Source organism: Arthrobacter sp. R-11, assembly GCF_049913155.1.
Taxonomy (GTDB): Bacteria; Actinomycetota; Actinomycetes; order Actinomycetales; family Micrococcaceae; genus Arthrobacter.
Genome location: NZ_CP183979.1, coordinates 1,678,793 through 1,702,913, shown reverse-complemented (window position 1 = coordinate 1,702,913; position 24,121 = coordinate 1,678,793). Strand labels below are relative to the sequence as shown.

At 64.8% G+C, this 24,121-nt stretch carries 17 protein-coding genes and 3 rRNA genes; 4 read left to right on the top strand and 16 right to left on the bottom strand.

From position 1 onward, the window contains the following. Nucleotides 1-11: 11 nt before the first annotated feature. Complete coding sequence (locus ACN9M4_RS07665) at nt 12-1,151, top strand: bifunctional 2-methylcitrate synthase/citrate synthase (protein WP_426302941.1); 1,140 nt, start codon at nt 12-14, stop codon at nt 1,149-1,151. A gap of 81 nt (nt 1,152-1,232) precedes the next feature. Here ACN9M4_RS07665 and ACN9M4_RS07660 read toward each other — a convergent pair whose 3' ends face one another. The 12 genes from ACN9M4_RS07660 to ACN9M4_RS07605 all read right to left on the bottom strand — a co-directional run bounded on the left by ACN9M4_RS07660 (nt 1,233) and on the right by ACN9M4_RS07605 (nt 12,826). Next, a complete protein-coding gene (locus tag ACN9M4_RS07660; protein WP_426302940.1) occupies nt 1,233-1,712 on the bottom strand; it encodes an 8-oxo-dGTP diphosphatase in 480 nt (159 codons plus the stop codon). 28 nt (nt 1,713-1,740) lie between these two features. After that, the gene (locus tag ACN9M4_RS07655) at nt 1,741-3,081 is read right to left on the bottom strand and encodes a hypothetical protein (protein ID WP_426302939.1); all 1,341 of its coding nucleotides are present in this window, start codon (nt 3,079-3,081) and stop codon (nt 1,741-1,743) included. 2 nt (nt 3,082-3,083) lie between these two features. After that, complete coding sequence (locus ACN9M4_RS07650; RefSeq protein WP_426302938.1) at nt 3,084-3,587, bottom strand: RNA polymerase sigma factor; 504 nt, start codon at nt 3,585-3,587, stop codon at nt 3,084-3,086. A gap of 98 nt (nt 3,588-3,685) precedes the next feature. Continuing rightward, nucleotides 3,686-4,660, bottom strand: coding sequence for a site-specific tyrosine recombinase XerD (gene xerD / locus ACN9M4_RS07645; protein WP_426302937.1), 975 nt, complete (start codon nt 4,658-4,660; stop codon nt 3,686-3,688). A 2-nt stretch (nt 4,661-4,662) separates the two neighbouring features. Then, nucleotides 4,663-5,325: an NUDIX domain-containing protein gene (locus ACN9M4_RS07640; protein ID WP_426302936.1), complete on the bottom strand. Its 663-nt coding sequence runs from the start codon at nt 5,323-5,325 to the stop codon at nt 4,663-4,665. 29 nt (nt 5,326-5,354) lie between these two features. Continuing rightward, the gene (locus tag ACN9M4_RS07635) at nt 5,355-7,100 is read right to left on the bottom strand and encodes a CTP synthase (protein WP_426303424.1); all 1,746 of its coding nucleotides are present in this window, start codon (nt 7,098-7,100) and stop codon (nt 5,355-5,357) included. 129 nt (nt 7,101-7,229) lie between these two features. Continuing rightward, nucleotides 7,230-8,969, bottom strand: a complete 1,740-nt coding sequence (recN, locus tag ACN9M4_RS07630; protein ID WP_426302935.1) for a DNA repair protein RecN — start codon at nt 8,967-8,969, stop codon at nt 7,230-7,232. A gap of 3 nt (nt 8,970-8,972) precedes the next feature. Then, nucleotides 8,973-9,995, bottom strand: a complete 1,023-nt coding sequence (locus ACN9M4_RS07625; RefSeq protein WP_426302934.1) for an NAD kinase — start codon at nt 9,993-9,995, stop codon at nt 8,973-8,975. Nucleotides 9,996-10,023: 28 nt separating this feature from the next. Continuing rightward, on the bottom strand, nt 10,024-10,830 hold the full coding sequence (locus ACN9M4_RS07620) for a TlyA family RNA methyltransferase (protein WP_426302933.1): 807 nt from the start codon (nt 10,828-10,830) through the stop codon (nt 10,024-10,026). 3 nt (nt 10,831-10,833) lie between these two features. Beyond that, entirely contained in the window at nt 10,834-11,025 is a 192-nt protein-coding gene (locus ACN9M4_RS07615; RefSeq protein ID WP_426302932.1) for a hypothetical protein, read from the bottom strand. 9 nt (nt 11,026-11,034) lie between these two features. Beyond that, nucleotides 11,035-12,024 (bottom strand): HAD-IIA family hydrolase, encoded by a 990-nt coding sequence (locus ACN9M4_RS07610; protein WP_426302931.1) that lies wholly within the window; start codon nt 12,022-12,024, stop codon nt 11,035-11,037. Next, nucleotides 12,017-12,826 carry a hypothetical protein gene (locus ACN9M4_RS07605; RefSeq protein WP_426302930.1) on the bottom strand — a complete coding sequence of 270 codons (810 nt, stop codon included), beginning with the start codon at nt 12,824-12,826 and terminating at the stop codon, nt 12,017-12,019. The genes ACN9M4_RS07610 and ACN9M4_RS07605 overlap by 8 nt, the downstream gene beginning before the upstream one ends. A 54-nt stretch (nt 12,827-12,880) precedes the next feature. Here ACN9M4_RS07605 and ACN9M4_RS07600 point away from each other — a divergent pair, with 54 nt between their 5' ends. Continuing rightward, nucleotides 12,881-13,792, top strand: a complete 912-nt coding sequence (locus ACN9M4_RS07600) for a hypothetical protein (protein ID WP_426302929.1) — start codon at nt 12,881-12,883, stop codon at nt 13,790-13,792. Between the two features lie 349 nt (nt 13,793-14,141). Beyond that, nucleotides 14,142-15,320 carry a CaiB/BaiF CoA transferase family protein gene (locus tag ACN9M4_RS07595; RefSeq protein ID WP_426302928.1) on the top strand — a complete coding sequence of 393 codons (1,179 nt, stop codon included), beginning with the start codon at nt 14,142-14,144 and terminating at the stop codon, nt 15,318-15,320. Here ACN9M4_RS07595 and ACN9M4_RS07590 read toward each other — a convergent pair. After that, the gene (locus tag ACN9M4_RS07590) at nt 15,317-16,858 is read right to left on the bottom strand and encodes a PucR family transcriptional regulator ligand-binding domain-containing protein (RefSeq protein ID WP_426302927.1); all 1,542 of its coding nucleotides are present in this window, start codon (nt 16,856-16,858) and stop codon (nt 15,317-15,319) included. The genes ACN9M4_RS07595 and ACN9M4_RS07590 overlap by 4 nt on opposite strands. Before the next feature lie 131 nt (nt 16,859-16,989). Here ACN9M4_RS07590 and ACN9M4_RS07585 point away from each other — a divergent pair, with 131 nt between their 5' ends. Next, entirely contained in the window at nt 16,990-18,177 is a 1,188-nt protein-coding gene (locus ACN9M4_RS07585; protein ID WP_426302926.1) for an acyl-CoA dehydrogenase family protein, read from the top strand. Between the two features lie 133 nt (nt 18,178-18,310). On the opposite strand, the gene rrf is transcribed toward ACN9M4_RS07585, so the two are convergent. The 3 genes from rrf to ACN9M4_RS07570 all read right to left on the bottom strand — a co-directional run bounded on the left by rrf (nt 18,311) and on the right by ACN9M4_RS07570 (nt 23,715). After that, nucleotides 18,311-18,427: ribosomal RNA gene (gene rrf, locus ACN9M4_RS07580) — 5S ribosomal RNA — on the bottom strand. A 158-nt stretch (nt 18,428-18,585) separates the two neighbouring features. After that, nucleotides 18,586-21,719: ribosomal RNA gene (locus ACN9M4_RS07575) — 23S ribosomal RNA — on the bottom strand. A 471-nt stretch (nt 21,720-22,190) separates the two neighbouring features. Continuing rightward, nucleotides 22,191-23,715, bottom strand: a 16S ribosomal RNA gene (locus ACN9M4_RS07570). The 16S, 23S and 5S rRNA genes sit together here, the layout of an rRNA operon. Nucleotides 23,716-24,121: the final 406 nt, after the last annotated feature.

Genomic DNA, 24,121 nt, shown 5'->3' with positions numbered 1-24,121 from the left:
AGGAGTTCGGCATGGCTGCTGAAGAAATCAAGAAGGGGCTGGCCGGCGTCGTCGTGGACTACACCGCGATTTCCAAGGTCAATCCGGACACCAACTCGCTGCTGTACCGCGGGTATCCCGTGCAGGAACTCGCAGCCCGGTGCAGCTTCGAGGAAGTCGCCTACCTGTTGTGGAACGGCGAACTGCCGACGCCGGAGCAGCTCGCGGAGTTCACTGCCCGCGAGCGCGCCGGCCGCGCGCTGGACCCTGTGGTGAAGCAGGTGGTCGACACCCTGCCGCTGGAATCGCACCCAATGGATGTGTGCCGCACGGCCGCCTCCGTGATGGGGGCCCGGCACCCGCTGGCCGAGGACTCCTCGCCCGAGGCCAACATGAAGAAGGCCGTGGACCTGTTCGCCGCGATGCCCGCGATCGTCGCCTACGACCAGCGCCGCCGCCGCGGCCAGGACCTGGTCCCGCCGCGCGATGAGCTGGGCTACTCGGCGAACTTCCTGTGGATGGCGTTCGGCGAGGATCCTGTAGAGGAGGTCGTGAAGGCCTTCAACGTCTCGATGATCCTGTACGCCGAGCACTCCTTCAACGCGTCCACCTTCACGGCGCGCGTGGTCACCTCCACGTTGTCCGACCTCCACTCCGCCGTTACGGCCGCCATCGGTGCCCTCAAGGGCCCGCTGCACGGCGGCGCCAACGAGGCCGTGATGCACACCTTCGACGAAATCGGCATCCGCGCCGAAGAGTCCATGGAGGACGCCGCGGCCCGGGCGAGGGCCTGGATGGAGCAGGCCCTCGCGCAGAAGAAGAAGGTCATGGGCTTCGGCCACCGGGTCTACAAGCACGGCGATTCCCGGGTGCCCACCATGAAGGCCGCCTTGGACAAGATGATCGCCCACTACGGCCGGCCGGAACTGCTGGGGCTCTACAACGGCCTGGAACAGGCCATGGACGAGGCCAAGGGCATCAAGCCGAACCTCGACTACCCCGCCGGGCCCACCTACCACCTGATGGGCTTCGACACCCCCACCTTCACTCCCTTGTTCGTGGCCAGCCGCATCACCGGCTGGACCGCCCACGTCATGGAACAGCTCGGTTCCAATTCGCTGATCCGCCCGCTGAGCGAATACAACGGCGTGGACGAGCGGCACCTTCCCTGACAGGAACCACGACGGCGGAAACAACGACGGCGGGCCGGTCACCTGATGGTGGCCGGCCCGGCGTGCTGTTCAGTGCATCAGCTAGCGGTGCGTCACGTGGCTGACCGTGCTGTTGTCGTCGTTGAGGACAACGTCGATGTCGAGGATGCCGCCGCCCAGTGCCATGGGCAACCAATGCTCGGCGTCCTGCCACATGCGTTCGACGGGCAAGGCGTCCGCCGCGAACCACTCCGGCGCGATTTCCGGGCTTTCCCGCGGTTCGCCTTCCCAGCGCGTGGTCATGAACAAGCGGGTGGACATATTCCACTCGGGTCGCGCGGGGAACACAAACCGGACCGTGCCGGCGTCCACCAGATCCGTTTCCCGGACCGTCACCCCGGACTCCTCGAAGACTTCCCGGCAGGCGGCTTCGGCGTCGCTTTCGCCTGGCTCGACGTGCCCGCCCAGGCCCACCACCTTGCCCGCGCCGAATCCTGTCTTCTTCTGTCCGAGCAGGACCTCGCGGCCGCCGTCGGGCATGTCCCGGACCAGGAAGCAAAGGGTGACGGCGGCGAATTCCATGTCCCCCACCCTATCGCCGGTACGGGTCTCACTGGCCGACTGAATAGTCGCGTCCCTGGATCTTGAGCGAGGTGATCATCGACTTGACCTGCCGGTATTCCTCACTGTTCCGGTAGGCGATGGCCTCATCCATGGTGTTGAAGACCAGGACGCCTTCGGCTTTCGCTTCCTGTTCGCTGAGATCGGAGCGCATCTGCACGCCGCTGGCGAACATGTAGGTGGGCGATTCCTCCGGACCGTTGACCACGTTGTAGATGAGGCAGGTCTTCCCGTCCGCGCCGCCCACGGTGCTGGTCAGGCCGTAGGAGGCCAGGACCTTCCCGTTGCTTTCCATGGCCCGGTAGGCAAAGCGGGGCGTGATGACGCCTTCGAACGCCTCGTCGTAGGGCAAGGGAACCTCGACGTAATCGAGCACCGTGTATGGGACCGGCGTGGCGCAGCCGCCGCCGAGGCCGCCGCCCTGGGTTCCGAACACGAGTTCCGCAACCTTCTTGCCTGCGGCGTCGTTCACTGCCAGGTTCACGGCCCCCGGTGTGCTGCTTTCCTTCGATTGCACGGTCCACTGGGCCGGGTAGTTGAAGCTCACCCGTCCGTCCGGGCTGGTGTAGGTGCCCAGGCTTTGTGGAGCCCCGGTGGTTGCTGCCGCGGGGCCGTCACCCACCAGTTGCGGCCGGATTTCCACGGGGATGCCCTTCTCCGCGAATTCCTTGTCCATGGCCTGCTGCGGCGTGAGGTGCTGGCCGTTCTGCGAGACGTCGTTGTTCAGTGCCTGGAACTTCCAGCTGTAGACGCTGGACCACGGCTGCTGGAAATCCGTGAGGAAGCGCTTGTTGTCCTGCAGCTTGGCAATGTTGTACCAGGCGTCGCCGCCGTCCCCGGCCACGGTCCGGAACCCTTCCTCGGAGAGGACGTACGCGAGCCAGCCGTCCGCGCATCCCAGCACGGTGTAGTACTTCTGTTCCGCGGCCGGAATGGCTTCGGTCACGGGGTTCTGGGTGCTGCGGCGCAGGTCGATGTTGGCAACAGTGCACGCCACACCGTTGGTGCTCAGGCCGGTGGTCTGCGTCGGTGTCGGCGTCGGGCTCGGGCTCGCGGAAATCGACGGTGTGCCGGTGTTGGCAGGATCCGGTGCCGGCTGCGGCACCAGGCTTCCGCCGATCACGACGGCGGCCGCAACGGCTGCGGCGGCGACCAGGGTTGCCGCGGCGGCACGCACGGCGGTGCGCCGCGCAGGCCTCCGGCCGGCCAGGGACACAACGTTCGGGTCGGTGGAGAACACGATGGAACGGGCCGAGTCGACGCCCGACGTGATACCCGGCTCGCCGACGCGCGGCTTGGCGTCTTTCATGAGTTGCTCGATGCGGTCCATGGCTAGCCCTTCCGTTCTGTCATGAGGTGTGAGGGGGCGGCTTTCGCGAAGGCCTTCCGTGCCCTGTGCAGCCGGACGGCGGCAGCGGAGGGCGAACATTCAAGGCTTTCGGCCAGCTCGGCGGTACTCAGGTCATCCCAGTAGCTGAGCATGAGCACTTCCCGGTCGCGGTCGTTCAGGCGCGTCAGGACATCGGCGACGGCGGCGCGCTGGCCGTCGTCGGCTGCTTCGCCTTGGGTGCGGGCTTCCTCCGCCAGCCGTTCGGCGAGCTGTTCGCGGCGGCGCCGGCCCTTGTATTCGTTGCCCAGCACGTTCCTGGCGGTCGCGATGAGCCAGCCGATGCCCGGCGGCTCCTCGAGTCGTTTTTCCCAGACGATGCGGAAGACGTCCGCGGCGAGCTCCTCCGCCCGCGCCTGGTCGTTGATGCGGTACGCGATGTAGTGATAGACCCGAGTGAAGTGCTGAGAGTGCAGCGCTACGAACTCGTGCTCCCTGGCAGCCAACATCTTTCTTGATCCCCCCGGACTCGATGGCTCGATTCTAAACACTTAGTGTCGCGGGAGCGGCGGTTTCTTACATCGCCTGGAAAAAATTTCCGGGATGCTCAGCCGAAGGCGCGGGGATGGGCGGCGGCGTACACTTCGCGGAGGGTATCAGCCGTGACCAGGGTGTACACCTGGGTGGTGGTCACGGACGCATGGCCCAGGAGTTCCTGGACCACACGGACGTCCGCACCGCCTTCCAGCAGGTGGGTGGCGAAGGAATGGCGCAGCGTGTGCGGCGAGACGTCCTTGGTGATCCTGGCCTTCTCCGCGGCGGTCTTCAGGATGGTCCACGCGCTCTGGCGGCTGATCCGCCCGCCCCGCGCGTTGAGGAAAAGGGCAGGGGTGCCCTTGCCCTTGCCGGCGAGGGTTGGCCGTCCGCGCACGAGGTAGGAGCCGACGGCACGTGCCCCGTAGGAACCCAACGGCACCAGGCGCTCCTTGGAGCCCTTGCCGAACAGCCGGACGATCGCTGGCCCGTCGGAATCCTGCCCGTTGTCCTGCTGCAGGGCGACGTCGTCCACGTCGAGCCCCACGGCTTCGCTGATGCGTGCGCCGGTGGAGTAGAGGAATTCGAGCAGGGCGCGGTCGCGCAAACCTGTCGGGGTGTCCGTCCCTGCGGCTTCGAGGATCCGGGTGACCTCGTCCACGCTGATCGCCTTGGGCAGCCGTTTGCCGGGCATCGGCGGATGGACATCGCTGGCGGGATCCGCCGTCGTGGTTCCTTCGAGGGCCCAGAACTTGTGGAGGCCGCGCACAGCAACCACGGTCCGCGCGGCGGAGCGCACACCCAGGGCCGTGGCCCCGTCGGAACCGTCCGACAGCGCCTGCACGAATGCCGTGACGTCATGCCGGGTGACGTTGCCGGGCTTGTCGACGCCGGCGGCGGCGAGGAAGTTGGCGTAGCGCGAGAGGTCGCGCCGGTAGGCGGAGAGCGTGTTGCTGGCCAGGCCGCGTTCCACTCCCAGGTGCTGCAGGTAGTCGCTGACCCCCCGGTCGACGGCGGTAACCGCGCGTGTGCCTTCCCCCGGCTGCATGCTCAGCGCTGGCTGGGGTGGGCCGGCCAAGGTGTGTTGCCGGGCCGCAGTCCGGCGAAGCCGCCGGCGCGTGCGGCCGCGGCGGCAAGGATCCCGACGACGGCCGAGGGGTTGTGCAACCGGCCTTCCAGGACGGCGGCGACGGCGTCGTCCAAGGAGACCCAGCGCAGCTCGATTTCGGCTTCCTCGTCCGTGCGGACGTGGCGTTCGGCTTCCGGGACATCGGACAGGCCGCGGGCCAGGTAGATCCGGATCGCTTCGCTGGAGGAACCGGGCGAATTGAAGAAGTCCGCCAGGACGTTCCACTCTGCGGCCTGCAGGTCGGCTTCCTCCGCCAGTTCGCGCGCGGCGCCGGCGACGAAGTCCTCCCCCTCGATGTCCAGCAGGCCGGCGGGAATCTCCCAGAGGTCCATGCCCACCGGATGCCGGTACTGCTTGAGCAGCAGGATGTCGCCGTCGTCGTTCATCGGAAGGACGGCGACAGCGCCCGGGTGGTCGATGTAGTCGCGGACCAGGGTGCCGCTGTCCTCGGCGAGCTCGAAGGCGTCGCTGACAACGTCCCAGATCCGGCCCTCATAGACCTTGCTGGACGACAAAAGACGGCGCGGGCTCGGTGTGTCCGAAAACTGCCGGGAACTGCTGGAAGATTCGGAACTGCCGGGCATCGCGCCGTCCTTCGCGGGTGCTGTGTGAACTACTTTGCTGCTGCCGTTGCTTTGCTCGCCGTCTTGGCTGCCGCGGCGCCGCTTTGGCGGTCCAGGGCGGCCTTCACCAGGCCGGCGAACAGCGGGTGCGGGCGGGTCGGGCGGGAGCTGAGCTCGGGGTGCGCCTGCGTGGCCACGTAGTACGGGTGTACCTCGCGGGGCAGTTCGACGAACTCGACCAGCTTGCCGTCCGGGGAGGTGCCGGAAAACACCAGGCCTTCAGCGGCGATCTGCTCGCGGTACTTGTTGTTCACCTCGTAGCGGTGGCGGTGGCGTTCGCTGACCGCGGTGGCGCCGTAGGTTTCGGCAACAACCGAGCCTTCGTCCAGCTTGGCGTCGTACAGGCCCAGGCGCATCGTGCCGCCGAGGTCGCCCTTGCCGTCCACGATGTCCAACTGCTCTTCCATGGTGGCGATGACCGGGTACTTCGAATCCGGTTCGAACTCGCTCGAGGACGCACCTTCCAGGCCGACTACGTTGCGGGCATACTCGATCACCATGCACTGCAGGCCGAGGCACAGGCCAAGGACCGGGAGCTTGGTTTCGCGGGCGAACTTGAGGGCGCCGAGCTTGCCTTCAAGGCCCCGGATGCCGAATCCGCCCGGGACACAGATGGCGTCCACGCCGGCCAGGGACTTCTGGGCGCCTTCGAGAGTTTCGCACTCGTCGGAGGGGACCCAGCGGATCTTGACCTTGGCCTCGTTGGCGAAACCGCCGGCGCGCAGCGCCTCGGTCACGGAGAGGTAGGCGTCCGGCAGGTCGATGTACTTGCCCACCAGGGCAACCTCGACCTCGTGCTTGGGGTTGTGGACCGCTTCGAGCAGCTTGTCCCACTTGGTCCAGTCGACGTCCTTGAATGGCAGGTCCAGGGCGCGCACGATGTAGGAATCCAGACCCTGGGCGTGCAGGGTCTTGGGGATGTCGTAGATGCTCGGGGCGTCGGCGGCATTGATCACGGCGTCGATGTCGACGTCGCACATGCGGCCGATCTTCGCGCGCATCGCGTCGGGGACTTCGCGGTCCGAACGGATCACGATCGCCTCGGGCTGGATGCCGATGGAACGCAGGGCTGCCACGGAGTGCTGCGTGGGTTTGGTCTTCAGTTCCTGGGACGGGCCGATGTACGGCACCAGGGATACGTGCAGGAAGAAGGCGTTGTTGCGGCCGATGTCCTGACGGACTTGGCGGGCGGATTCCAGGAAGGGCTGGGATTCGATATCGCCTACGGTGCCGCCGATTTCGGTGATGATGACGTCCGGAGCGTTCTTGCCTTCGGCGGGCAGGCGCATGCGGCGCTTGATCTCATCGGTGATGTGCGGGATGACCTGGACGGTGTCGCCGAGGTATTCGCCGCGGCGTTCCTTGGCAATGACGGTCGAGTAGATCTGGCCGGTCGTGACGTTGGCCGAGCCTTCGAGATTTTCGTCGAGGAAGCGCTCGTAGTGTCCGATGTCGAGGTCGGTCTCGGCGCCGTCGTCGGTGACGAAGACTTCGCCGTGCTGGAAGGGATTCATCGTGCCCGGATCCACGTTGAGGTAGGGATCGAGCTTCTGCATAGTTACAGACAGACCGCGTGCCCGGAGCAGGTGGCCGAGGCTGGACGCCGTCAGTCCCTTTCCGAGCGAGGACGCCACACCGCCGGTGACAAAGATGTGTTTGGTCGTCTTGGACGAGCCCGGGAACCGGGAATTTACACGGGAATTAGATCGCTGCACCACGGAATTCGAGCTTATCATCAATTGCGCCTCCAAGGGTTCCGCCGCTTGTTTCCCCAAATGATCCATGCTCTCCTGCGGTGCCTCCCGCGGGCAAGAGCCTGCCGGCGGGAATTGCCGTCCCGGACCCGCCCCGGGGCCCCGCGCAGGCTACGCTGGCTGCGGCAGGAGCTTGGCGTCGTCGAGCAATTCCTGCGCGTGGGCGCGGGCGGACTCGGAATCTTCCTGTCCGGCGAGCATCCTCGCCAGCTCCCGCACGCGCTCATCCTCGTCCAGCAGCTGCACGTCGCTGGAGGTGAACCCGGTGGAGGTCTTGCCGTCCGCGCCCCGCACCGAGGTCTTGGTCACACGGATGTGCTGGTTGGCGAAAGCGGCCACCTGCGGCAGGTGCGTGACCACCAGGACCTGGACGTGGCGGGCCAGCATCGCGAGCCGGCGGCCGATTTCGACGGCGGCCTTGCCGCCCACGCCTGCATCGACCTCGTCGAAGACGAAGGTGGGGACCGGGTCCACCGCGGCAAGGACCACCTCGATGGCCAGCATCACGCGGGAAAGTTCGCCGCCCGATGCTCCCTTGCCGAGCGGACGAGCAGGCGCCCCCGAGTGCGGCTGCAGCAGGAACGCGACGTCATCCTGGCCGTGCGGGCCAAGGTCCCCGCTGTCCTGCACCTCGATCACCAGGGTGGCGTCGGCCATCGCAAGGGCGGTCAGTTCCGCGCTGACGCGCGTCGAGAGGCCCTTGGCCGCCTTGCCGCGGGCCTTGCTGATCCGGGCCGCCTGCTTGCGCAGTTCGGCCTCGGCGGACGTCACCGCGGCCTCCAGGGCTTCGATCCGGGAGGAGTCGTCCTGCAGTTCGTCCAGGCGGACCCGTGCAGTGGCGGCCCATTCCAGGACCTCGTCGATGCTGGGGGCATACTTGCGGATGAGCTTGGCCAGCACGGCCCGGCGTTCCTCGATCTCGGCAAGCCGTTCCGGGCCTTCGGAGTCGAGCGAAGCCTGGTAGCTGGAGAGTTCGGCGGCGATGTCGTTGAGCAGGAAGCCGACCTCGGCGAGCCGGGACGCCGCTGCCCCGAGCGCCTCGTCGTGCTCGGCCACCTGTTCCAGCAGCCGCTTGGCCGAATCGACCAGGGTGGTGGCGTCTCCGCTGTCGCCGAAGTCCTCGGCGATCAGGGCTTCGTGCGCGGCGGCCGCGGCGATGCGCAGTTCCTCCACGTTGGCGAGCTTCACGGCTTCACCCTTGAGGGCTTCGTCCTCGCCGGGCTGGGGATCGACGCCGTCGATCTCCTCCAGCGCCGCCTGCAGGGATTCGGCCTCGCGCAGGCGTTCCCGCGCCTCGCTGCGGAGGGTGTCCAGTTCGGCCTGGTCCGCTTTCCAGCGGCCGTAGAGCTCCTGGTAGCCGCCCAGGATTCCTGCGAGCTCGGCCCCGGCAAAACGGTCGAGTGCGTTCCGCTGCGCCGTGACGCTCTTGAGCCGGATCTGGTCCGATTGGCCGTGCACCACCACCAGGCTCTCGCCGAGTTCGGCGAGCACGCCGACGGGTGCCGAGCGGCCGCCCACGTACGCCCGGCTGCGGCCGTCTGCACCAACGGTGCGGGCGAGCAGGAGCTGCGCGCCGCCGTCGTACTCCTCTGCCTCGCCGCCGGCTTCCAAGGCGCGCCCGACGGCGGCGTGCCCGGGATCAAGGGTGAGCAGCGCCTCCGCGGAGGCGGACTTCGCCCCGGTCCGGACGGCGCCGGCGTCGGAACGCGAGCCCAGCAGCAGCCCGACGGCGGTGACCACCATGGTCTTGCCGGCGCCGGTTTCGCCTGTGACGACGCTCAGCCCCGGGCCAAGCGGCAGGGTGGCGTCGGTGATGACGCCGAGGTCGCGGATGCGCAGTTCCTCGATCATGGATCAGCTCTCCTTTGTGGCTTCGCCGGGGTTTTCGTACCCGGGATCATGCGGACCCGGCAGGGGCGTGGGCATGGGCGTACGGACCACCGGGACGGGGCCGGTGTGGATCTCGGCCGAGCGCGGCACCGGGCCGCGCCAGCCGTGGATGGGAAGTTCGAACTTGCGGACCAGGCGGGCCGAGAATGGCGTCTGGTGGGTGCGGGCCAGGCGCACGGGCCGGGTGGAGCGGGTGACTTCCACACGGGCACCCGGCGGCAGGTCCACGGAGCGCCTGCCGTCGCACCAGAGCACGCCCTTGGCGTCGGTGCGGTTCAGGATCTCCACGGCGAGTTTGGAACGCGGGGATACCACCAGGGGCTTGGCGAAGAGCGCGTGGGCGCTGATGGGCACGATCACCAGGGCTTCGACCTCGGGCCACACGACGGGCCCGCCCGAGGAGAAGGCGTAGGCCGTGGAGCCCGTGGGGGTGGCCAGCACCACGCCGTCGCAGCCGAAGGAGGTCAGGGGGCGTTCGTCCACTTCGGTGACCACTTCGACCATGCGTTCCCGGTCCGCTTTTTCGATGGCGGCTTCGTTGAGGGCCCAGGTGTGCCAGATTTTCTGGCCCCGCACCCACACCTGGACGTCGATGGTCATGCGCTCTTCGACCGTGTATTCGCGGCTGGCGATCCAGTCCACGGTCTGGGTGAGGTCCGCCCGTTCGCTTTCGGCGAGGAAGCCCACGTGCCCCAGGTTCACGCCGAGCATCGGCAGGTCGACCTCGCGGACCAGCTCCGCGGCGCGCAGGATGGTGCCGTCGCCGCCAAGGACCATGACGAGTTCCACGTCTTCGAGCCGGACGTCCTCATGCAGGATCTCGATCGGCTTGTCCACGTGGCCGAAGAAACGTTCCACGTCAGCGAGCTCGGATTTCTGCATCACCGGTATCAGGCCCGAGGAATGCAGGGCGTCGCAGGCATCCCACGCCGCGCGGAGGGATTCTTCCCGCCCCGTGTGGGCAAGGACCAGTACGCGCCTGCTCATGGTTTTCCGTTCCGCTCGTGGCCTGTTCTCAGGTCCAGATCTTCGCCAACAGTGCGTCGACGTGCCCGTCGCGCTCTTCGATCTTAGGCAGGAGCGGCGACATCCTGCGCTTCATCCACAGGAAGTACTCCACATTTCCGTCCTGGCCGGGCAGCGGGCTTTCCGCCAGGCCGCACAAATCGAGCCCCGCATCCACTGCCGCGCGCGCCACGCCGGCCACCGCCCGGCGTCGTTCTTCCGCGGAGGACACGACGCCGGTGCGGGACAGCCGTTCCCGGCCGACTTCGAACTGCGGCTTGACCATGAGCAACAGGTCTCCCCCGCGTTCTGTGCACGCTGCCAGCGGTTCCAGCACCAGGGTCAGGGAGATGAAGGACAGGTCCGCGACGGTGAGGGCGGCTTCGCCGCCGATCTGTGCGGGATCCATGTACCTGACGTTGAGGCCCTCATGGACGACGACGCGCGGATCCTCCCGCAGCACGGGCACCAGCTGGCCGTGCCCGACGTCGACCGCCACCACCTGCGCGGCGCCCCGCTTCAGGAGGACGTCGGTGAAGCCGCCGGTGGAGGCCCCGGCGTCCAGGCAGCGTTTGCCCCGGGCCAAAACGTCGGGGAACGCGTCGAGGGCACCGGCGAGCTTGTGACCGGCGCGGCTGACGTAGGCGTCCTCGGCGTGGGCCTGGACTTCGAGGGCGGTCCCTTCCCCGCATTGGAGGGAGGCTTTGAGCAGCACGGTGCCGCCGGAGCTGACTTTGCCGTCGGCGATGAGCTTCGCCGCGTGGGTACGGGACCTCGCCAGCCCGCGGCTGACGAGTTCCTGGTCAAGGCGTGCCATCTATCAGCTTTCTCCGGTGTCCAGGGCCGACAGCAAGGCGTCGTGGATCTCCGTGTACAGCGCCAAGTGTTCCTCCACAGGCGTCGCCGGGATATCCGCCAACCCGGCCGCAACCCTGTCCACCAGCGGATCACCGGTGGCTTCCGGCGGGTCCGGCCAGCGCATCTCTTCCCGGGGCCCGTTCACTTCAGTCATGCCAGCAGTCTAGTTTTCGATCCATTCCACACGCGGAGCCGTGGCTTCGGCGGCGTCCGGAGTGGCCGCCCACCACGCTGCACAGGCGGCGCGCCAGGAGTCCAGCTCGTCCGCCAGGCCCTCGACCGTGACGGTGCTGTCCTGCACGTATGCCGTGGAGTTGCCGCAACGGAAACGCCCGCCGTCCTCGCTGATCGCGGGGTACGGCTCGTACAGGGCCGTGAGGTCGGGAATCAGGTAGCTGGGGCGTTCCTGGCTGCGTGCGGCGAGGATCGACTCGCGGGTGTCGACGCCGGTGAGCACCGCCGCCGTCGCGAATCCGGCCCGGTTGCCGCCCAGGATGTCGGTGTCGAGGCGGTCCCCGACGACGAGCGGACGCTCGGATCCCAGCCGCTTGGCGGCCGCGTGGAAGAGCGGCGCCTCGGGTTTGCCTGCGACCCGCGGGGACTGGCCGGTGGCTGCGGAGACTGCTGCGACCAGGGTGCCGTTGCCCGGGGCCATGCCGCGGGCCTGGGGAATGGACATGTCCGTGTTGGTGGCAACCCACAGCGCCCCGCCGGCCACCACATAGGAGGCCTCAGCGAGCTGCTTCCAGCCGATTTCCGGGTTGAAGCCCTGGACGACGGCCACCGGTTGCCCGGTGGCGTCGTGGACGGGGACGAGTCCGACCAGTTCGATCTCGTGGGCAAGTGCGGCGCTGCCGGTGATCAGCACGTGCGAACCGGGCGCCAGCAATTCGGACAGGAGGACAGCCGCAGCCTGCGAAGAGCTCACCACCTGGTGGTCCTCGGCGGGGGCGCCAAGTTCACGCAGGTGCGCGGCCACCTGGGCCGGGGTGCGCGAGGCGTTGTTGGTCACGTACCCCAGGCCGACGCCGGCTTCCTCGAGCTTGGACAAGGACTCCACCGCGCCGGGAATGGCGTGCGGTCCGGCGTACACCACGCCATCCAGGTCGGAGAGAACAGAATCGAAACCCGCCAGCAGGGAGGGCTCAGTCATTCTGCTTGTCTCCCTCGGATTCCTGGCCGGTTTCGGTGTCCTCCAGGACGTCCTCTTCCACCGAGTCGTGGTCCGATTCGGCGTCGTCGGATTCAAAGTAATCGGATTCGACGTCGTCAAGTTCCACGTCGTCGCTTTCCTGGGCTTCCTCTTCGCGGACGGCGGGCCGTGCCTCTACCGCGTCCCCCTCTGCTTCAGGGGCAGCCGCCTCGTCGCGGCGGAAGCGCGGCTTGGCGGTCTCCTCCTCGTCTTCACCGAGGTCGATGATGTCCGGCTCCTCGAACTGGCCGACGCCCAGGGCGTCTTCGGCCACGACGGCCTGGCGCTCCCAGCGGCTGGCTTCCTCGCCACGGCCCGCGGCGGTCAGGGCCTCGGCGTAGGCGCGGAACAGGCGTGGGCTGTAGGAGAAGGCGCGGTTGATGTCCAACTGCGGAATCTCGAGTTCGGCGACTGCGGCGTCCAGCTGGCCCAGGTCGGCGCGGGCGCCGGAAGCGACGATGGCCAGTTCCACCTTGCCAGGGGCGTCGAGGTCCTGGGCTTCCGGGGAACGGACGACGTCGAGCGCGCGGTCCGGGCGGCCGAGGCCACGCTCGCAGTCGGCCATGACGGGCAGGTGCACGTTGGAGCCGCTGATCCGGCGGTAGGTGCGGAATTCGCGCAGTGCTTCGCCGTAGTGCCCGGCGGCGTAGGCGGTGAGGCCTACGGCTTCGCGGACAACGGCGAGGCGGCCGCCGCGGCGGCTGGCGGCAAGGGCGTGCTGGAAGGACAGTTCGGGGTCGATGTCCATGAGGCGGCCGGCCATCACCAGGTGCTTGGCAACCCAGCTCGCGTTAGTGCTTTCGAGGGTCTTGATCTGGTGCTTGGTGACGCGGTCCAGTTCCTGGCCCGTGACGTCGTCGTCGATTTCCGGCGAGCGTTCCCGGTCGGAGCGGTTGGCGCTGCGCAGGTCCGCGGCGTTGGGAACGCGGGCGGGACGCTCTTCGCGGGGGCCGTCGAAGTTGCGGGGGCCGCGTCCGGGGCGGTCCCCGAACTTACGGTCACGGTCGCCGAAGCTGCGACGCTCGCCATCGCGGGCAGGACGTTCGCCGAAACTGCGGCGCTCTTCGCCGTCACGGCGCGGACGATCACCAAACGGCTTGCGGTCGCGGTCGAACGGCTTACGCTCCCCGAAGTTACGGTCACGGTCGCCATCGCGGGCAGGACGCTCACCAAAGCTACGGCGCTCACCATCACGGGCCGGACGCTCACCAAACGACTTACGGTCACGGTCGCCGAAACTACGGCGCTCACCATCACGGGCAGGACGCTCACCAAACGGCTTACGGTCACGGTCGCCGAAACTACGGCGCTCACCATCACGGGCAGGACGCTCACCAAACGGCTTACGGTCACGGTCGCCGAAACTACGGCGCTCACCATCACGGGCCGGACGCTCACCAAAACCACGGCGCTCCTCACCCTCGCGGCGCGGGCCGCCGAAGCTGCGACGCTCTTCACCGTCACGGGCAGGACGGTCACCGAAAGGCTTACGCTCACCGAACTTCTTGCCGTCCCGATCACCAAAAGGCTTACGGTCCCGATCACCAAAAGGCTTACGGTCGCGCTGTCCGCCGGCGCCGCCTTCACGGTCGTCGCGGGAACGGAATCCGCGCGGATCGCCTCCGGAGTTGTTGTTGGCGCGGAAGGGACCGCGTTCTCCCCTGCCGCCACCGAAGTTGCCGCGGTTTCCGCCATTGTGCTCAGCCATGCTGGATTCCTCCTGTTGTGAGCCGACCACTGGCGCATGCGCAGCCGCTCGTATCCGTATTTTGTTCTCACGCCGCCGGGATCCGGCCCGTTTCTCTCCTGCAATTCTAGGCGACGGTTCCTTGCCTCCCGTATTTCGGGAGCGCTTTGGCGCCTTCCCGTGGGAAGCATCACAGCCGGAACGGGCGACGACGGCGGGGGTGCCTGCCGCCGTCGGCCTCCTTCGTGGCTGGTTCGTCCGCCGGTCGGCCATCTGGAGGAGGAATCCCGGCCGGGACGTTCCGGCCTGGACGGGACGAACTGTCCAGCGACGGCTCTTCCGGGCCGCGCCTAAGGTGTGCTCTATCAGCTCCCGCCGCCGGAAGGACTCCATGGAACAGCCGAACACCTCGGAGCAAGCAGTGCTGCCGCTTGAGGGCATTCTGGTTGCGGACTTCTCGCGCGTCCTCGCCGGACCTCTTGCCACCATGACGTTGGCGGACCTGGGGGCGCGCGTGATCAAGGTGGAGCGGCCGGGCAGTGGCGACGATACGAGAAACTGGGGTCCGCCTTTTTCGGCGACCGGTTCGACGTATTTCGAAAGCGTGAACCGGAACAAGGAGTCGCTGTGCCTGGACCTCGGCGATGCTGGCGACCGGAAGCTGGCGCGGGAATTGGCCCTGCGCGCCGATGTCGTCGTGGAGAACTTCAAGGCGGGCGCCATGGCCAGGCTGGGCATGGGTTATGAGGAACTCTCTGCGGACAACCCTTCCCTGGTGTACGCGTCCATTTCCGGGTTCGGCAGCGCCGGCGGAGCCGGACTGCCGGGCTACGACTTCGTGGTGCAGGCCATGGGCGGGCTCATGAGCATCACGGGAGCGGCAGACGGCGAAGCGATGAAGGCCGGCGTCGCGCTGGTGGACGTGCTGACCGCCAAAGACGCCGCCATCGGCATCCTCGCTGCCCTGCGATCCCGCAGCGTCCATGGCCGCGGGGCTTTGCTCGAAGTCAATCTGCTCTCCAGCCTGCAAGGTGCCCTGGCCAACCAGGCGCAAGCGTTCCTCGGCACAGGCACAGTGCCAGGCCGGCTGGGAAACGTCCACCCTTCGATCGCTCCCTACCAACTGCTCCGATGTGCCGACGGTCCCTTGGCCGTGGCCTGCGGAAACGACTCCCAGTTCGCGGCCTTCTGCAGGGTCCTTGGCCTGCCGGGCCTCGCCGCCGAGCCCCGTTTCGCCGGCAACCCGGAGCGCGTGCGGAACCGTGGCGAGCTTGTCCTCCTGCTGGAGCAAGCCCTTGCGGATGCTCCGGCCGCCCTCTGGCAGGAGCGCCTCACGGCCGCCGGGGTGCCCGCGGGAAGGGTGGCAGGAATCGATGAAGGGCTCGAATTCGCCGAGTCCCTCGGCCTGGAGCCCACCATCGAGGTGCACGACTCCACGGGAGCCGCCGTCGGGCGCCAAGTGCGCCATCCGGTCAGCTGGACGCCGCCGCTGCCCCCGCGCACACAGGCGCCGCCGTCGCTGGGCGAACACGACGCGCCGCTGCGCGAGTGGCTCTCCGGAAAGAGCTAGGCCCGACGCAATCCCAGCCACAAGCGTGCGGCGACATCCGGATCGTCAAGATCCGCCTGGATGATCCTGGCCGCCGTGGCGATCCGGTGGCGCAGGGAATTTCGGTGCACCGCCAGTTCCCTCGCCGTCACTTCCCACTGGCCCCGGTGCCTCAGGTAGCTGCGCACCGTACCCACGAGATCGGCCCGGGGAAAGTTCCGCAGCGATTCGATCCATTCCTCTACCTGTGCGTCCACGGCCTGCCCGCTGCCAGGCACCGCAAGCGTCCCGGGCGGCACGGAAAGCAGGACTTCCACCAGCGCATCGCGGGCTTCGGCCAGCCTGTGCAGGGGCAGGACCCGGCTCAATGCGGCACTTTCGGGCGGATGCCCATTGCCTCCGGCCGCCACCGGGGCTTCCACGTCATCGCCTGCGGCCAGGGCGTCCAGGATGAAACAGGAGACAGCGCCCTCCGAGTACCGCAGCCGGCAGCCGCGCAGGGCGGCGGGGAGCCAGGGCAGCGGGTGTTCGGCACGCAGGCGGCCGACGACGTCGCCGGCCTCCTCGCCCAGGCCCCGGCCCGCCGCCTCGGGAGCCTCCGCCGCGGCAGCTTTCAGGAGCAGGAGCCGTACCGGGCCCCCAGGCAACGGGACCGACAGATCGCGTGCCAGCATCCTGGCCGCGTCCGTGTGTCCGCCCAGCAGCAGTTTGGCCACCGCCGAATCGAGGGCGGCCCCTGCCGCAAGGGCTTCCTGCTGTTGCTGCGCCTTGAGCGCGAGCAGCATGCAGACGGTCTGGATGATCTGGCGGTCGGCCTTGCCGAGTTTCCGGCCGGCGCCCACTGCCAGGAAGCCGGCAATTCGGCGGCCTACCAAGACAGGATGCTCGACGACGTCGCTCCCGTGGATCTGGAACGTGGCGGCGGAGTGCAGCGCACCCAGGTTGAGGCGGGCGGCCTGTTCCCGCAGCTGCGGAATTAACCCGTGTGTGCTCGACGGCCAGAATGTCTCCGCGTCCGCCTCCGCCCCCGCTGCCGGCAGGTACGCCGCCCACCCGCCCAGCGCCTGGGCCAAGGCCTTGACCACCGAGGCATTGGCATCCGGCAGCAGCGTCGCACGGGCCAGGGCGGTCTGGGTGCCCAGGCTCGCCACAAGATCGGACTGGCCGGCTCTGGAAACCAGGTCCCAGTACGCACGGGAAACATTCATGAACGGGACACCGGCAGGCACGATGAGCAGCGCCAGCCCGGCGTCCCGGCACGCATCCGCCAAGGCTGCGGGAACGGCGTCGAGCCCCGCTCCCAGGCCGAGGCCCAGGGCCGAAACCTCGCGTTCCACCAGTCGCCCTACGTAGGAATGGACGCGCGCGGAACCCCCGGACAGGCTTCCGGCAAAAGGTATCCCGGTGGTGAGAAGCAGTTCCCCACCCTCCAGGTAGGGAGTCGGGTCTTCGAGCTCGGAGATGTGCACCCCGGAAATCTGCCGCCGCGGAACCGCGGTACCGGTGGATGGGCCGAGTTCGGCACCGAGCCGGTGCTGAAGCTGCGCAAGGCTGATCATGGCTGCCTTTGTTCGATTGTTTGGTGCGGGCTGGTGGCTAAGAACAGACTGGACAATCTAACCAGTATCGTCGCCGCGCCGGGCGGATCATCCAATGCCTGGCGGGCTTCCGGCGCCTTAGCGTTGGAGGCATGACGCCCGAAAGCAATGGAGCACCCGTGCCTGACAACGCCGACCTGCTGGATATCGATTCCCTGTTCACCAAAGACGAGCTCGCCTTGCGCGACAAGGTCCGCGCCTTTGTCGACGCGAGGATCCGGCCGAATATCGCGGCCTGGTATGAAGACGCGGTCTTTCCTGTGGAAATCATCCCCGAAATGGGCGCGCTCGGCCTGCTCGGCATGCATCTGAAGGACTACGGTTGCCCGGGACGAACCGCGGTTGAATACGGGCTTGCCGCTTTGGAACTTGAGGCCGGCGATTCGGGGCTGCGGACCTTCGTCAGTGTGCAGGGCTCCCTGGCAATGAGCGCGATCCACAAGCACGGGAGCGAGGAGCAGAAGCAACAATGGCTGCCCCGGATGGCCGCCGGTGAAGCAGTGGGGTGTTTCGGGCTCACGGAGCCTGGGGCGGGCTCGGATCCGGGGAGCATGAAGACCTTCGCGCGGCGCGAGGGTGACGACTGGATCATCAACGGATCCAAGCGCTGGATAGGCCTCGCCTCGATCGCGCAGCTCGCGGTCATCTGGGCCATGACCGACGACGGCGTACGCGGCTTCCTCGTGCCCACTGACACTCCCGGATTCCAGGCGACGCCGATCGAACGCAAGTTGTCCATGCGAGCCTCAATCCAGTGCGACATCGAACTCCGGGACGTCAGGCTCCCCGGTTCAGCCCTCCTGCCCGGGGCCAAAGGCCTGCGCGGCCCCTTCGAATGCCTCAACGAGGCGCGTTACGGGATCATCTGGGGTGCGATGGGAGCTGCACGGGACAGCTACCTGAGCGCCCTCGATTACTCGCTGGAGCGGATCCAGTTCGACAAGCCGCTCGCCGGCTACCAGCTGACCCAGGAGAAGCTGGTCAACATGGCCCTCGAAATCAACAAGGGACTGCTGCTGGCCGTCCAGATCGGCCGGCTCAAGGAGTCCGGAAGGCTGCATCCCCACCAGATTTCCGCGGGCAAGCTGAATAATTGCCGCGAAGCAATCCGGATCTGCCGGGAAGCCAGGGCCATGCTCGGCGGCAATGGCATCACCCTGGACTACCCGCCCATGCGCCACGCCAACAACCTCGAATCGGTGCGCACCTACGAGGGCACCGACGAAGTCCACACCCTGGTCCTCGGCAACCACATCACGGGGATTCCCGCCTTCCGCTGAGCATTTGTTAACCGGCTGCTGTTAAACAGCTGTGCCCCGGTCCTCGAACCGGGGCACAGCTGTGTTGGCATGTGTGGGTTAAATGCGGGAGGCCCCCGAAGGTGTTCTTCGGGGGCCTCGACCTGTAATGGTTGTCCGGCGGTGTCCTACTCTCCCACACCCTCCCGGGTGCAGTACCATCGGCGCTGTGGGTCTTAGCTTCCGGGTTCGGAATGGGACCGGGCGTTTCCCCCACGCTATGACCGCCGTAACCTTGTTACCCGTCCCGGCCCCGTGCGGGGCGGGTGGGAAGACTGTTGGTTACCAGGTGTTGCTGGTTGTATTCGGTTGTCCGGTGGTGTGCCGGTTTGGTTCCTGGGTTGTTGTCCGGGAACCACATAGTGGACGCGTAGCTTTTGATGTTTTTGTGTGGTGTAAGTTGTCGGCCTATTAGTACCGGTCGGCTTCGACAGTCGTTGGTCCTGTCTTCCACGTCCGGCCTATCAACCCAGTGGTCTGGCTGGGGGCCTCTCACACACGAGGTGCATGGAAATCTCATCTTGAAGCGAGCTTCCCGCTTAGATGCTTTCAGCGGTTATCCCATCCGAACGTAGCTAATCAGCGGTGCACTTGGCAGTACAACTGACACACCAGAGGTTCGTCCGTCCCGGTCCTCTCGTACTAAGGACAGCCCTTCTCAAATTTCCTGCGCGCGCAGCGGATAGGGACCGAACTGTCTCACGACGTTCTAAACCCAGCTCGCGTACCGCTTTAATGGGCGAACAGCCCAACCCTTGGGACCTACTCCAGCCCCAGGATGCGACGAGCCGACATCGAGGTGCCAAACCATGCCGTCGATATGGACTCTTGGGCAAGATCAGCCTGTTATCCCCGAGGTACCTTTTATCCGTTGAGCGACGGCCATTCCACAATGTACCGCCGGATCACTAGTCCCGACTTTCGTCCCTGCTTGAGATGTCTCTCTCACAGTCAAGCTCCCTTGTGCACTTACACTCGACACCTGATTGCCAACCAGGCTGAGGGAACCTTTGGGCGCCTCCGTTACTTTTTAGGAGGCAACCGCCCCAGTTAAACTACCCATCAGGCACTGTCCCTGACCCGGATCACGGGCCGAAGTTAGATGTCCAAAGTGACCAGAGTGGTATTTCAACGATGACTCCACCCGAACTGGCGTCCGGGCTTCACAGTCTCCCACCTATCCTACACAAGCCACTCCGAACACCAATACCAAACTATAGTAAAGGTCTCGGGGTCTTTCCGTCCTGCTGCGCGTAACGAGCATCTTTACTCGTACTGCAATTTCGCCGAGTTTATGGTTGAGACAGCGGGGAAGTCGTTACTCCATTCGTGCAGGTCGGAACTTACCCGACAAGGAATTTCGCTACCTTAGGATGGTTATAGTTACCACCGCCGTTTACTGGGGCTTGAATTCTCAGCTTCGCTCCGAAGAGCTAACCGGTCCTCTTAACCTTCCAGCACCGGGCAGGAGTCAGTCCGTATACATCGTCTTGCGACTTCGCACGGACCTGTGTTTTTAGTAAACAGTCGCTTCCCCCTGGTCTCTGCGGCCCTTGCCCGCTCCACCCAGCAAGTGGGTCTCACGGTCCGGGCCCCCCTTCTCCCGAAGTTACGGGGGCATTTTGCCGAGTTCCTTAACCATAATTCTCTCGATCGCCTTGGTATTCTCTACCTGATCACCTGTGTCGGTTTGGGGTACGGGCAGCTGGAACCTCGCGCCGATGCTTTTCTAGGCAGCATAGGATCACCGGATCCCCCCATGCGGGGGTCCCATCAGATCTCAGCCTGCATGTTCCACGGATTTGCCTATGGAACGGCCTACGTCCTTAGACCGGGGCAACCATCGCCCGGCCCGGCTACCTTCCTGCGTCACACCTGTTAATACGCTTACCTCCCGGGATCAGGTCCCGCGCTCCACCAAAACCCACACACCCAAAGGGTGATAGGGCAGGTTTCGGGCGGTTAGTATCCCCCGCTTGGTATGGGCGGTTCTTCGCCGGTACGGGAATATCAACCCGTTGTCCATCGACTACGCCTGTCGGCCTCGCCTTAGGTCCCGACTTACCCAGGGCAGATTAGCTTGACCCTGGAACCCTTGATCATTCGGCGGACGGGTTTCTCACCCGTCTTTCGCTACTCATGCCTGCATTCTCACTCGTGTAGGCTCCACCACTGGTTCACACCGCAGCTTCACCGCCCACACGACGCTCCCCTACCCATCCACACCCCTGAACCACGAAGGCTAGGAACATGTGTGAATGCCACAACTTCGGCGGTGTACTTGAGCCCCGCTACATTGTCGGCGCGGAATCACTTGACCAGTGAGCTATTACGCACTCTTTCAAGGGTGGCTGCTTCTAAGCCAACCTCCTGGTTGTCTAAGCAACTCCACATCCTTTCCCACTTAGCACACGCTTAGGGGCCTTAGTTGGTGGTCTGGGCTGTTTCCCTCTCGACTATGAAGCTTATCCCCCACAGTCTCACTGCTGCGCTCTCACTTACCGGCATTCGGAGTTTGGCTGACGTCAGTAACCTTGTAGGGCCCATCGGCCATCCAGTAGCTCTACCTCCGGCAAGAAACACGCAACGCTGCACCTAAATGCATTTCGGGGAGAACCAGCTATCACGGAGTTTGATTGGCCTTTCACCCCTACCCACAGCTCATCCCCTCCATTTTCAACTGAAGTGGGTTCGGTCCTCCACGACGTCTTACCGTCGCTTCAACCTGGCCATGGGTAGATCACTCCGCTTCGGGTCTAGATCACGCCACTACACTCGCCCTGTTCAGACTCGCTTTCGCTACGGCTACCCCACACGGGTTAACCTCGCGACGTAACACTAACTCGCAGGCTCATTCTTCAAAAGGCACGCCATCACAACAACAAGGCTGCTCTGACGGATTGTAAGCACACGGTTTCAGGTACTGTTTCACTCCCCTCCCGGGGTACTTTTCACCTTTCCCTCACGGTACTGGTCCGCTATCGGTCATCAGGAAGTATTTAGGCTTATCAGGTGGTCCTGACAGATTCACACGGGATTTCTCGGGCCCCGTGCTACTTGGGAACACTCACCAGGGCGGCACAACACATTACGGCTACGGGACTCACACCCTCTCCGGCCGGCCTTTCAAAACCGTTCGCCTATGCACGCACACACACCCCGCCGGTCCGGCAGAACCAGCACGCAACTGCCCCACAACCCCGCCCACGCAACGCCCGCCGGCTATCACACATGGGTCGGTTTAGCCTGATCCGCGTTCGCTCGCCACTACTAACGGAATCACTGTTGTTTTCTCTTCCTGCGGGTACTGAGATGTTTCACTTCCCCGCGTTCCCCCCACGCACCCTATATATTCAGGTACGGGTCACACAATCACCGAAAACGGCGTTGTGCGGGGTTTCCCCATTCGGACATCCTGGGATCACCGCTCGGTTATCAACTCCCCCAGGCTTATCGCAGATTCCTACGTCCTTCATCGGCTCCTGATGCCAAGGCATCCACCGTGTGCCCTTAAAAACTTGACCACACAGATCAAAAAACTTCTAAACAAAATTGCTTACAAGATGCTCGCGTCCACTATGTAGTTCTCAAACAACAACCCCAACCCCCACACCCCACACACACAAACCATGCGCATGATCGGCAAGGACAGGAAAACCAGAAACCCCAGAACACCCCCACAAAAAGGGGCGCCCCTGACGGGCCCGGCAACTCATCGTTGCAGGTCCTGTTGCCTCAGGACCCAACAGTGCACCAAACACAACCCACGACAGTCCGCACCCCGCAGCGTTCCCAACACCCACACCCCAAAAGGGCACAGACACCGTACTAACCACAGGACACAACCACCAAGGCCATGCCAAAACCAGTTTGATTCGTTGATATTCCACCCATGAGCACCCACCGCAGAACAGACGCCTGCGCAATGGGCTGTACTCCTGACCCCCGGACGGCGACCATGCAGCCACCACCACAAAAGGGCAGTTGCTCCTTAGAAAGGAGGTGATCCAGCCGCACCTTCCGGTACGGCTACCTTGTTACGACTTAGTCCCAATCGCCGGTCCCACCTTCGACGGCTCCCTCCCACAAGGGGTTAGGCCACCGGCTTCGGGTGTTACCAACTTTCGTGACTTGACGGGCGGTGTGTACAAGGCCCGGGAACGTATTCACCGCAGCGTTGCTGATCTGCGATTACTAGCGACTCCGACTTCATGGGGTCGAGTTGCAGACCCCAATCCGAACTGAGACCGGCTTTTTGGGATTAGCTCCACCTCACAGTATCGCAACCCATTGTACCGGCCATTGTAGCATGCGTGAAGCCCAAGACATAAGGGGCATGATGATTTGACGTCGTCCCCACCTTCCTCCGAGTTGACCCCGGCAGTCTCCCATGAGTCCCCGGCATAACCCGCTGGCAACATGGAACGAGGGTTGCGCTCGTTGCGGGACTTAACCCAACATCTCACGACACGAGCTGACGACAACCATGCACCACCTGTGAACCAGCCCCGAAGGGAAGCCCTGTTTCCAGGGCGGTCCGGTCCATGTCAAGCCTTGGTAAGGTTCTTCGCGTTGCATCGAATTAATCCGCATGCTCCGCCGCTTGTGCGGGCCCCCGTCAATTCCTTTGAGTTTTAGCCTTGCGGCCGTACTCCCCAGGCGGGGCACTTAATGCGTTAGCTACGGCGCGGAAAACGTGGAATGTCCCCCACACCTAGTGCCCAACGTTTACGGCATGGACTACCAGGGTATCTAATCCTGTTCGCTCCCCATGCTTTCGCTCCTCAGCGTCAGTTAATGCCCAGAGACCTGCCTTCGCCATCGGTGTTCCTCCTGATATCTGCGCATTTCACCGCTACACCAGGAATTCCAGTCTCCCCTACATCACTCTAGTCTGCCCGTACCCACTGCAGAACCGGAGTTGAGCCCCGGTCTTTCACAGCAGACGCGACAAACCGCCTACGAGCTCTTTACGCCCAATAATTCCGGATAACGCTTGCGCCCTACGTATTACCGCGGCTGCTGGCACGTAGTTAGCCGGCGCTTCTTCTGCAGGTACCGTCACTTTCGCTTCTTCCCTACTGAAAGAGGTTTACAACCCGAAGGCCGTCATCCCTCACGCGGCGTCGCTGCATCAGGCTTGCGCCCATTGTGCAATATTCCCCACTGCTGCCTCCCGTAGGAGTCTGGGCCGTGTCTCAGTCCCAGTGTGGCCGGTCACCCTCTCAGGCCGGCTACCCGTCATCGCCTTGGTAGGCCATTACCCCACCAACAAGCTGATAGGCCGCGAGTCCATCCAAAACCACAAAAAGCTTTCCACCCCCCACCATGCGGTGAAAGGTCATATCCGGTATTAGACCCAGTTTCCCAGGCTTATCCCAGAGTCAAGGGCAGGTTACTCACGTGTTACTCACCCGTTCGCCACTAATCCCCGGTGCAAGCACCGGATCATCGTTCGACTTGCATGTGTTAAGCACGCCGCCAGCGTTCATCCTGAGCCAGGATCAAACTCTCCGTTGAAGTAAAACAAAAACAGACACAACACACCCAGGCCGGAAAAAGACCCGGACACGCTGCACAAAATTTGAAACCAGCTAAAAACCAGACCATCCACAGGGGCGGACAGCCCGGCAAATAACCAATTCATAAAAAATCGGTATCAACAAACTTGGCACACTATTGAGTTCTCAAACAACAGAAGCATTCGAATACTTCGCGGAATCACTTTCCGTTTTTCTTCGCTGCGATGTTTCAATCTTATTTCATCCGATTTCACTTTGCAAATCCGGCAATTTCTCCCGAATTCACTTTCGCGAATCGAATTACCTCCAAAGGGACTGCAAATAATCCGATTTCCTGGCATTTGCCGGAGGCGGATTCTTCACAATTCAATGGGAGGCTGTTGCCCCTCAGCGGCGGCAACCCA